General features: G+C 72.6%; 10 protein-coding genes. 2 read left to right on the top strand and 8 right to left on the bottom strand.

Features of this window, described 5'->3' with window-relative positions:
* The 6 genes from JNW91_RS26195 to mca all read right to left on the bottom strand — a co-directional run.
* Positions 1-1,825, bottom strand: a 1,825-nt coding sequence (locus JNW91_RS26195) for a thioredoxin domain-containing protein (protein WP_407664387.1), incomplete at its 3' end; no start/stop codon positions are given.
* 80 nt (positions 1,826-1,905) lie between these two features.
* Positions 1,906-2,493: a hypothetical protein gene (locus JNW91_RS26190; protein WP_203178034.1), complete on the bottom strand. Its 588-nt coding sequence runs from the start codon at positions 2,491-2,493 to the stop codon at positions 1,906-1,908.
* Between the two features lie 2 nt (positions 2,494-2,495).
* Positions 2,496-2,792 carry a hypothetical protein gene (locus tag JNW91_RS26185; protein WP_203178033.1) on the bottom strand — a complete coding sequence of 99 codons (297 nt, stop codon included), beginning with the start codon at positions 2,790-2,792 and terminating at the stop codon, positions 2,496-2,498.
* A 112-nt stretch (positions 2,793-2,904) separates the two neighbouring features.
* Positions 2,905-5,436, bottom strand: a complete 2,532-nt coding sequence (locus JNW91_RS26180) for a putative bifunctional diguanylate cyclase/phosphodiesterase (protein ID WP_238425732.1) — start codon at positions 5,434-5,436, stop codon at positions 2,905-2,907.
* A gap of 179 nt (positions 5,437-5,615) precedes the next feature.
* Entirely contained in the window at positions 5,616-5,909 is a 294-nt protein-coding gene (locus tag JNW91_RS26175) for a hypothetical protein (protein WP_203178031.1), read from the bottom strand.
* Between the two features lie 48 nt (positions 5,910-5,957).
* Positions 5,958-6,839 (bottom strand): mycothiol conjugate amidase Mca, encoded by an 882-nt coding sequence (mca, locus tag JNW91_RS26170; protein ID WP_203178029.1) that lies wholly within the window; start codon positions 6,837-6,839, stop codon positions 5,958-5,960.
* Positions 6,840-7,039: 200 nt separating this feature from the next.
* Between mca and JNW91_RS26165 the strand changes: the two genes are divergently transcribed.
* Entirely contained in the window at positions 7,040-7,480 is a 441-nt protein-coding gene (locus tag JNW91_RS26165) for a DUF4307 domain-containing protein (protein ID WP_203178035.1), read from the top strand.
* Positions 7,481-7,635: 155 nt separating this feature from the next.
* On the top strand, positions 7,636-8,133 hold the full coding sequence (gene greA, locus JNW91_RS26160) for a transcription elongation factor GreA (RefSeq protein ID WP_203178027.1): 498 nt from the start codon (positions 7,636-7,638) through the stop codon (positions 8,131-8,133).
* A gap of 60 nt (positions 8,134-8,193) precedes the next feature.
* Here greA and ilvA read toward each other — a convergent pair whose 3' ends face one another.
* Both ilvA and JNW91_RS26150 read right to left on the bottom strand, forming a co-directional pair.
* Complete coding sequence (gene ilvA, locus JNW91_RS26155; RefSeq protein WP_203178025.1) at positions 8,194-9,414, bottom strand: threonine ammonia-lyase; 1,221 nt, start codon at positions 9,412-9,414, stop codon at positions 8,194-8,196.
* Between the two features lie 65 nt (positions 9,415-9,479).
* A partial coding sequence (locus JNW91_RS26150; protein ID WP_255545287.1) for an amidase family protein occupies positions 9,480-10,062 on the bottom strand: 583 nt, incomplete at its 5' end.

Below are 10,062 nucleotides of genomic sequence, written 5' to 3'. Positions count from 1 at the left end.
TCGGTCGCCACGGCGATCTCGTACGGCCCGGAGAGCAGCGCCTCGCCGACGGTGGCGGCGTACCCGGTGAACCGGCGTGCCGCGCGACGATCGGCGCCACGGTGGCCAACGCCGCCTCGGCCGCCTCCCGGTAGCGGGTCTCCCCGGTCAGGGCCGCGTACGCGACGAGCCCGGCGACCAACGCCGACCGGCCGGACGGGGTGGCGTTGTCGGTCGGGTCGGCCGGCCGGGTGACCAGCCGCTCCGCGTCGTCGGCCGTGTCGTAGTAGGCGCCGCCGGACGCGGCGAAGTGCTCCAGCGCGGCGTCCAGCAACTGACCGGCCAGGGTGAGCCAACGGCCCTCGCCGGTGAGCTGGTGCAGCGCGCAGAACGCCTCGGCCACGCAGCCGTAGTCCTCCAGTACTCCGGCCGGCTCGCCGACTGTGCCGTCGCGGGAGACCCGGCGCAGCCGGCCGTCCACCAGGTGCGCGGCGGCCAGGTGCTCGGCGGCGTCCCGCATCGCGCCCTCGGCGACGATGGTGACGCCCTCCATCAGGTTGACGTCCTCGTTCTGCGGCGACGCGTACAGCGCGGCGACCTGGAGGAACTCGGCGATGGCGGTGATCGCGAGGCCGTTCCAGGCGGCCACCACCTTGTCGTCGCGGGCCGGCTGGGGGCGGGCGTCGCGGGCCGCGAGCAGCCGCCCCACCACCTGCTGCCAGCGGGCCCGGATCTCGGGTGCGACGTCGTCGACGTCCCGGGCGAGCTTGAGCACGCTCGTGCCGTGCTCGAAGGTGCCGTCATCGGTCACGGTGAAAAGGTCGGCGGCGAACCGGCCGTCGTCCTCGCCCAGCGTCTCGACGAGTTGGGCGGGCGTCCAGGCGTAGGTGAGTCCCTCGACGCCCTCGGTGTCGGCGTCCAGCGCGGACGCGAACCCCTCCCCCGGCCGGTGCAGCTCGTCGGCGAGGAACCGGGCGGTGTCCCGGGCGATCCGACGGGCCAACGGGTCGCTGGTGAGCCGCCACAGCTGGGTGTAGACGCGCAGCAGCAGCGCGTTGTCGTAGAGCATCTTCTCGAAGTGCGGCACCGTCCAGTGCGCGTCCACCGAGTACCGGGCGAAACCGCCGGCGAGTTGGTCGTAGATGCCGCCACGGGCCATCGCCTCGGCGGTGTGCCGGACGATCTCCAGGCTACGGGGGTCGGCGGTGCGCTGGTGGTGGCGCAGCAGAAAGAGCAGGTTCATGTGCGGCGGGAACTTGGGTGCGCCCCCGAAGCCGCCGTTCGTCGCGTCGTACTCGTCGGCCAGCCGGGCAGCCGCGGCGTCGAGCAGTGCGGCGTCCAGCGGCGCGGTGGGGCCGCCCACGGCCTGCGCGCCGCCGATCGCCTCGACCACCGCGGCACCCTGGCGCAGCACCTCCTCGCGCTGGTCGCGCCAGGCGGTGGTGACCGACTGGAGCAGTCGGATGAAGTTGGCGCGCGGGAAGTACGTGCCGCAGAAGAACGGGGTGCCGTCGGGGGTCGCGAGGACGGTCATCGGCCAGCCGCCCTGACCGGTCATCGCCTGCGTGGCGGTCATGTAGACCGCGTCCACGTCCGGGCGCTCCTCGCGATCCACCTTGATCGCCACGAAGTTGTCGTTCATCAGGGCGCCGACCTGCTCGTTCTCGAACGACTCGTGCGCCATCACGTGGCACCAGTGGCAGGCCGCGTAACCCACCGAGATGAGCACCGGAACGTCGCGCCGCTTCGCCTCGGCGAACGCCTCGTCCGACCAGGGCCACCAGTCGACCGGGTTGTCGGCGTGCTGGAGCAGGTACGGACTGGTGGCGCCGGCAAGTCGGTTCACCCGACGACCATAACCAGCCCCGCCCGGTCGCGCCCGGCGGTCACCCGGCCCGGGCCGTGTGGACCCGGGCCGGGCGCGGATCAGCCGCGCCGCAGCTTGACCTCGGCGGTGTCCGTGTCGGCGACGAAGACGTCGTACGTGGTGTCGTAGGAGAGGGCGTTGGCGGACACGTCGACGTCGCCCTGGTGGAACGGGACGGCGGTGAACGTCGGCGTGCTGGACGTCCAGGTGACCGGCGCGCCCGGGGTGCAGGCGGTCTCGGCCCGGAGGATGCCCTCGGCGCGCTGACCGTGCCGGGTCTGGGTGACGCTGCCCTCGACGTACACGGTGGCCGGCGCGGTGCAGGTCACCGTGCCGCGCACCGTCACCTCGTCGGTCCCGGCGTCGATCGTGCCCGACGAGGCCACCTCCACGTCGACGGCGAGCACCGGTGGCGCCGGCGGGAAGGTGACGTGCACCGTGCCGCGGGCCGAGCCGGTGGAGTAGTTGCAGCGCTGCTCGAAGGTGGCGTCGAACCGCTCCAGGTAGTCGTGTGGACCCCAGGAGATGTCGGTCACGGTGAACGAGCCGGTCTGCCCGTACGAACAGATCCGGTCGTTGCCGGTCAGCGCGATGCCGGGCAACGGGCTCTCGTAGGTGGAGCCGGTGGCGCCGGTGTAGGTGCCCACGGTCAGCGGCTGACGACCGGCGCGCTCAGCTCGATCGTCCAGGGACCGGCGGGCGGGTCGAAGACCTGGACGGTGAGGTGGTTCGGCGTGCCCCAGACGTTGAAGCCGTCCCCGGAGGCCGTGGCGAACGAGAAGCTGCCGCCCTCGGTGATCGGGTCGTCCGGGTCACCGGAGACCGACAGCGAGGCGGACTGCGGCGCCTTGGCCTGTGCGGGCGCGGCGACGGCGAGCGTGCCGAACGCCGCGACGGCCAACGCGAGGGCCGCGGCGAGAAGAGGGCTTTTCCCGGAGAGTCGCATGGTGTCCCTTCGAGAGGAGGACAGCGCGGATCGATACATCTGCGCAGGTCAATTGACTCCAGGGGGCCGCCGGGCGGTTCGCTGCCCCGTCCGAAACCGATCAGCCGGGCGGTCAGGAAGCGCCGTCGGCGCGGAGCCGGAAGACGTTCGACTCGGCCGAGTCCCGCAGCGACCCCAGCACCGCGCCGATCTTGTCCGCCGGCATCGGCTTGAAGAAGTGGTAGCCCTGCGCGGAGGTGCAGCCCAGCTCGGCCAGCGCCATCCGCTGCTCGGCCGTCTCCACCCCCTCGGCGACCACGCGCAGCCCCAGCTCGTGAGCGAGGCCCACGGTGGTCCGTACGATCGCCGCCGCCTCCGGCGAGTCGGCCATCCGGATCACGAACGAGCGGTCGACCTTCAACTCGTCCACCGCGATCCGGGTGAGGAAGGTCAGCGAGGAGAAACCCGTGCCGAAGTCGTCCACGGCAAGCTGCACGCCCATCGACCGGAGGGTGGCCAACACCTCGTCGATGACCTCCAGCTCGCTCATCACCACCGTCTCGGTGATCTCCAGGACGAGCCGGCGTGGGGGCACCTGGTGTCGGCGCAACGCGTCGGCGATCTCCGCCGGCAGCCGGGGGTCGAGCAGGCTGCGCGCCGACAGGTTGACCGAGATCGGGACGTCCAGCCCCTCCCGTGCCCAGCCGGCGGCCACACCGAGCGCCTTGTCCAGCACGTACCGGGTGAAGGTGCCGAGCTGCTCGCTGTTCTCCACCGGACGGATGAAGTCGGCCGGACCCAGCCAGCCGCGCCGGGGATGCCGCCAGCGGATCAGCGCCTCCACACCGGTGGGCGCCCCGGTGGCCAGGTCGACCGCCGGCTGCAACGCCAGCACCAGCTGGTCGTCGACCTTCAGCGCCTCACGCAGCTCGGCCAGCAGGGCGAGCTGGTCGGTGCTCGCCGCGTCCCGGCTGCCGTCGTACGCGGCGACGCTGCCGCCGCCCTCCTTGGCCTGGTACATCGCGATGTCGGCCCGGCGCAGCAGCTCGGTCAGGTCGGCCGTGCCGGCGTCGGCCACGACCACCCCGACGGACACCTCGATCGACATCCGCACACCGGCCACCTCGGTCGGGGCGGCCAGCCGTTCGGCGATCTCCCGGGCCTGGCGCAGCGCGTGCGCCAGCGGGGCAGCCCGGTCGCCGAGCACCGGGACGGAGGTGAGCAGCAGTGCGAACTCGTCACCACCGAGCCGGCCGAGCAGGTCGCCGGGACGGGCCATCGCACTGAGCCGGTTCGCGGTCAGACGCAGCAGTTGATCGCCGGCGGCGTGCCCGAGGGTGTCGTTGACTTCCTTGAACTGGTTGATGTCCAGCAGCAGCAGCGCCACCGGGTGGTCGTGGGCGAGCTGACGCAGCGACTGGTCACCCTTGCCGAGCATGGCCGCCCGGTTGGCCAACCCGGTGAGCGGGTCGTGCACCGCCTCGTACGACGACCGCGCGGTGACGAGCCGAAGCTCACGGTGGGTCGCGGCATCGTGCAGCGCGGCGGCGAGAGCGTCGCCGAACGCGGCCACGGCGTCGCGTTCCCGGTTGCTGGGCGGGGCGGAGCGGGGGAACCGGACCCGCAGCCGGCCGACCGGCACGGCGCCGACCGAGAGGGCACGGATCAGCTCGTGCTCGTCCGGCTCCGCCAGGTCCGGCGGGCCCACCTCCCGGTCGACCATCTGGCCGCCCGCGTCACCCCGGTAGCGGCGCCACCGGCCATCGGCGCGGGCCACGTCGACGTCCACCAGCTCGGCGTTGAACAGCGCCAGCGCGCCGGTCACCGCCGCGCTGGCCGCGCCCCGCTCGTCGAGCTGGTTGAGGGCGGCCGTGGCCTCGGCGAAAGCCCGCCACGTCCGGCGTTCCTGATCGGCGCGCAACCGGTAGCGGTAGGTCTGCTGGAGCAGCCAGAGCAACGGCGGGAGCAGCAACAGCCAGCGCGGGTCCAGCTCCAGCAGCGCGACCACCACCAGGCCGACCGCCACGTTGCCGACGAACATCAACAGCTTGCCGCGCAGCGCCGCGAGCAGGGGCGGGCCGATCGGCAGGCCGTGCCGCAGGCCCAGCGTCACCCCACCGAGCCAGGCCGTCACCAGCAGGTAGGTCACCGACCCGGCGATCACGGCCAGCGCCAGCATCGGGGTGGGCGCGGCGAGCAGCGGATGCCCCAGCGCGGTGGCCACGGACACGGCCAGCGCCGTGGCGGCGGCCAACGACGCCGCGATCCGGACGATCTCCAGCGCAGGCCGGCGGTCGTTGTGCAGCGAGAGCACCGTCCAGGACAGCCCGGCGCCGAGCAGGGTGGCCGACGGCAGCCAGCCGGCGGGCGCCAGGTACAGGCAGACGATCAACGCCGCCTCGCCCCAGGTGATGCTGACCATGCCGGCGGGCGAGCGGAACCGCAGCCGGGCGAGCTGGGCGATGGCGACGACGGCGACGACGATGCCGAAGCGGGCCGGACCGCCGAGTGGGTCGTCCGACGGCAGGTTGGCCGGGAGGGTCAACCCCACCGTGGCGGCGACGACGGCGGTCAGCGTCACCGCGGCGGTGAGCACGAGCAGCCGTACCGGCGTGCCGCGCACCCCGAGCCGGTCGAACGGGTCGCCGACCGGGCCGGAGGTCATCGACCTCCCCCGTCAGCCGACCGGGCGACGGTACGACGGGCGGCCGGTGCTGTGACTGTCATCGGCGCCCCCTTCCGCGCACGGCTCGGGGACTTTTGGTCCCCCCGGCGGAAGGCTAAGCCAAACCGGGTGGTCGCAACAGGGGGCGACCACCCGGTTAGGCGTGAATCATGCGGGGACTACCCGTTCCGGTGCTGCTGGTGCCCGTTGGGAGCGGGCGTGGATGAATCACGCCCTCCGGTCCCGTCTGTCGGATCGACGACTGCCGCGTCGGCCCTGGTCGGGTCGGTCGGCCGCCCCTGCTGCGGGAACCGGTCGGGCAGCCGACGCAGCCGGGCGTTCATGTTGCGGATCAGCAGGATGGTCGCGGTGGCCAGCAGCAGGATGAGGAAGAGGCCCATCGGGCCGGCCAGCCCACCCGTGCGGGTGTCCCCGAAGTTGTTCTCCGCGAGCACCTGGGCAGCGGTCAGCATGGCGTTCCTCCGATGTGCGGTTGGTTATCAGGGTAGCGCCGCCCGGAGTCAGCGCGCGTGTGCCGTCTCCCGGACACCGGCGAAGAGGTCCGACTCGGGCATCGGGCTGTCCACCATCGATCGGGCCAGCTCGTAGTCCTCGGTCGGCCAGGCACGCTTCTGCAGCTCCATCGGCACGTGGAACCAGAAGCCGTCCGGGTCGACCTGGGTGGCGTGGGCACGCAACGCGTCGTCGCGGACCGGGAAGTAGTCGGCGCACTCCACCCGGGTGGTGATCCGGGGGCCCTTGTCCGGTCGGTCCTCCCAGCGCTTGAGCCACTCCTCGTACGGCGACTCCAGACCGGCGGCGAGCATGCCCTCGTGCAGAGCCATGATCTTGGCCTTGGAGAAGCCGATGTCGTAGTAGAGCTTCAGCGGCTGCCACGGAGCGCCCAGCTCCGGGTAGCGCTCCGGGTCGCCGGCGGCCTCGAAGGCGGCCACGCTCACCTTGTGACACATGATGTGGTCGGGGTGCGGGTAGCCACCCTCCTCGTCGTACGTGGTCACGACGTGCGGGCGGAACTCGCGCATCAGCCGCACCAGCGGGCCGGCGGCCACCTCGACGTCCTGGAGGGCGAAGCAGCCCTCGGGCAGCGGCGGCAGCGGGTCGCCCTCGGGCAGCCCGGAGTCGACGAAGCCGAGCCAGGCCTGCTCGACGCCGAGGATCGCCCGCGCGGCGTCCATCTCGGCACGCCGGATGTCGGCGATGTTGGCCCACACGTCGGGCCGGTCGAGCTTGGGGTTGAGCACGCTGCCGCGCTCACCGCCGGTGCACGTCACCACCAGGACGTCCACCCCCTCGGCGACGTACTTCGCCGTGGTTGCCGCACCCTTGCTCGACTCGTCGTCCGGGTGCGCGTGGACGGCCATGAGACGTAGTTGCTCTGCCAACTTCGGCGCTCCTCGTCTGTGCCGGACGGTGGACCCGACCGGACTCGACCGGCTTGACCTGCCGGGGATCCTCCACACCCGCTGCCGGTCGACACCGGGCGGGGCCCGACCTGCCATTCCTGCCGCTGAGCCGGGCTGGGAGGATGGACTCTGTCATTCTTGCCGATGCCGCCGACAACAACGCCAGGAGATACCCGCCGGTGACCGAGACGCACGCCACAATTTCACCGGGCGCGCCGGTTTTCCCCGCCGGGCGCTACGGCCGCCGCCGCGAACCGGGCGGAAAGACCCGTCGTACGCTGCTGGCCGCGCTGGCGCTCCTGACGCTGGTGGCCGCGCTGACGCTGATCTCGGTCCGGCTCTACAACCAGTACGGCGATCCGGCGTACGACGCCCAGGTGATCACGTACACCGACATCACGGACGATCAGGTACTGATCGACTTCCGGGTGACCGTGCCACCGGGCGGTACGGCGGTGTGCGCGCTGCGTGCCCGCGACCGCGCGGGCGTCGAGGTGGCCCGCGAGGAGATCACCGTGACCGCGCGCCCCGGCGACCGGCACGTCACCACCCGGCACCGCCTCGCCACCACCGCGCGTCCGTTCATCGGCGAGGTGCTGCGCTGCCGACCCCCCGTTTGAGCTGCGGAGACGTCGCTCCCGGAGCACGTCGGAGGTCGCCTACCGGGGGTGTGGGAAACGGACACCGGTCGTGATGGCCAACACGCTGTGTCGTACCGCACTGGTAACTTGGTAATTCACCTGTCAGCCAGCACGCACAACTGAGGAGAACGCCTGTGTCCACTGGCAACGAGGCGCCCGCCACCTGGCTGTCCCAGGACGCGTACGACCGCCTCCAGGCCGAGCTCGACGAGCACATCGCCAACCGCCCGGCGATCGCAGCCGAGATCAACGCCCGACGCGAGGAGGGCGACCTGCGGGAGAACGGCGGCTACCACGCCGCCCGCGAGGAGCAGGGCAAGGCCGAGGGTCGCATCCGCTACCTGCAGGAGCTGCTGCGCACCGCCAAGGTCGGCGAGGCGCCGACGGCGGACGCGGTGTCGCCCGGCATGGTCGTGACGATCTACTTCGACGACGACACCGAGGACACCGAGACGTTCCTGCTCGGCTCCCGGGAGATCGCGGCCACCACCGACCTGACCGTCTACAGCCCCGAGTCCGCGCTCGGCAAGGCGATCCTCGGGGGTCGGCCCGGGCAGACCTGCACCTACACGGCACCCAGCGGCGCCGACATCAAGGTGACAGTGGTCAACTTCGAGCCCTTCTCCGGCTGACGTCGCCGGCTCCACCGCAAGCTCAGACGCACCGCTTCCGAGGCGTGGCACCCACCGGTGTCACGCCTCGGCGGCGAAGACCACCTGGTAGCCGCTGGCCCGCAGTGCGCTGATCAGCGTGTCCGAATGCTCCACACCCCGGGTCTCCACCGACAGCGCCACCTCCACCTCGCCGAGGCTCAGGTGCGGGTTGGCGCGCTGGTGCTCCACATCCACCACGTTGGCCCGGTGCTCGGCGATCTGGCTGAGCAGCGAGGCCAGCTGCCCCGGCCGGTCCGAGCAACGCACCGTCACCCGCAGGTAGCGACCCGCGGCGGCCAGACCGTGCTCGATCACCCGCATCATCAGCAACGGGTCGATGTTGCCGCCGGAGAGCACCGCGACCAGCGGTGTCTCCACCTCCACCACGCCGGCCAGCAGCGCGGCCACACCGACGGCCCCCGCCGGCTCGACCACCTGCTTGCCCCGCTCCAACAGCATCAGCAGTGCCCGGGAGATGTCCTCCTCGGAGACCGTGACGACCTCGTCGACCAGCTTGCGGACGTGGTTGAAGGTGATCTCGCCGGGACGGCCGACCGCGATGCCGTCCGCGATGGTGGCGAAGGCGGGCAGCCGCACGGGCTCCCCGGCCACCAGGGAGGGCGGGAAGGCCGCCGCACCGGCCGCCTGCACGCCGATGATCCGGATGTCCGGCCGGAGCGCCCTGGCCACCACCGCCATGCCCGAGATCAGCCCGCCGCCACCCACCCCGGTGATGATGGTCTTCACCTCCGGGCACTGTTCGAGGATCTCCAGCGCCACCGTGCCCTGCCCGGCGATCACGTCCGCGTGGTCGAACGGGTGGATCAGCACCGCCCCGGTGCGCTCGGCGTACGTCTGGGCGGCGACCAGCGCCTCGTCGACGGTGTTGCCGGCCAACTCGACCTGCGCGCCGTACCCCTTGGTGGCGGCGACCTTCGGCAGCGGCGCGTTGACCGGCATGAAGACCGTCGCGTGCGTGCCGACCAGGCCGGCCGCGAGAGCCACGCCCTGCGCGTGGTTGCCGGCGCTCGCCGCCACGACCCCGCGCTCCCGCTCCTGCGCCGACAACCGGGAGATCCGCACGTACGCGCCGCGGACCTTGTACGAGCCGGCGCGCTGCACGTTCTCACACTTGAGCCAGGTCGGCCCGCCCAGCGCCGCGCTCAACGGCCGGGAGGGCTCCAGCGGGGTGGTCCGGATGACGCCGTCGAGCAGTTTCCGCGCAGCCCGCACGTCGTCGAGACCGACCAGTTCCGTCATGCCCCGATCGTGCCACCCACCTCCGGCGCCTTCCGCGCCGACACCGGGGTCGAACGGCTCGACGATCACGCGGCGGCCGGCGACCCCGTTCCGACGCGGGGATAACCGGGGGCGTGGCGCGACCACGGTGCGGCCATCTCGAACTGACCGGCCACACCGAGCAGCAGCAACTCCGAGCCGGGCGGGCCGACCAGCTGCACCGCCACCGGCAGGCCGTCCGGGCGGCGGCCCACCGGCACGACGATCGCCGGCAGGCCGGCGACGTTCCACGGCGCCGCGTACGGGGCGTACCGGATGTTGGCCGTCATGTTCGCCCGCCAGGACCGGTCGGACCAGCGCGCGGCCTCCGGCGGCACGCTGGCCAGCGCCGGGGTGAGCAGCAGGTCGACCGAGTGGTCGGTGAAGAAGTCGACGGACCGCTGCCGCCAGGCGGCCCGGTCGGCCTCCCGGACGTACCCGCGGCGCTGCGCCCACTCGCCCAGGGCGACGTGTCGGCGGGTGCGTCGTTGCAGGCCGCGCCGGTCCAGACCGGCGGCCCGCACGTCGGCGGCGGCGGCCGCGAACCAGGTGGCGATGCCCTGCAGGCCGAGAGCGGTGGGGTAGACCGGATCGGCCGGCACGGTGTCGTGCCCGGCGGCGGCGAGCAGC

Source organism: Micromonospora parastrephiae (assembly GCF_016802865.1).
Classification (GTDB): domain Bacteria; phylum Actinomycetota; class Actinomycetes; order Mycobacteriales; family Micromonosporaceae; genus Micromonospora; species Micromonospora parastrephiae.
The sequence above is the reverse complement of the archived record's forward strand: the minus strand, read 5'-3'. Positions and strand labels throughout refer to the sequence as shown.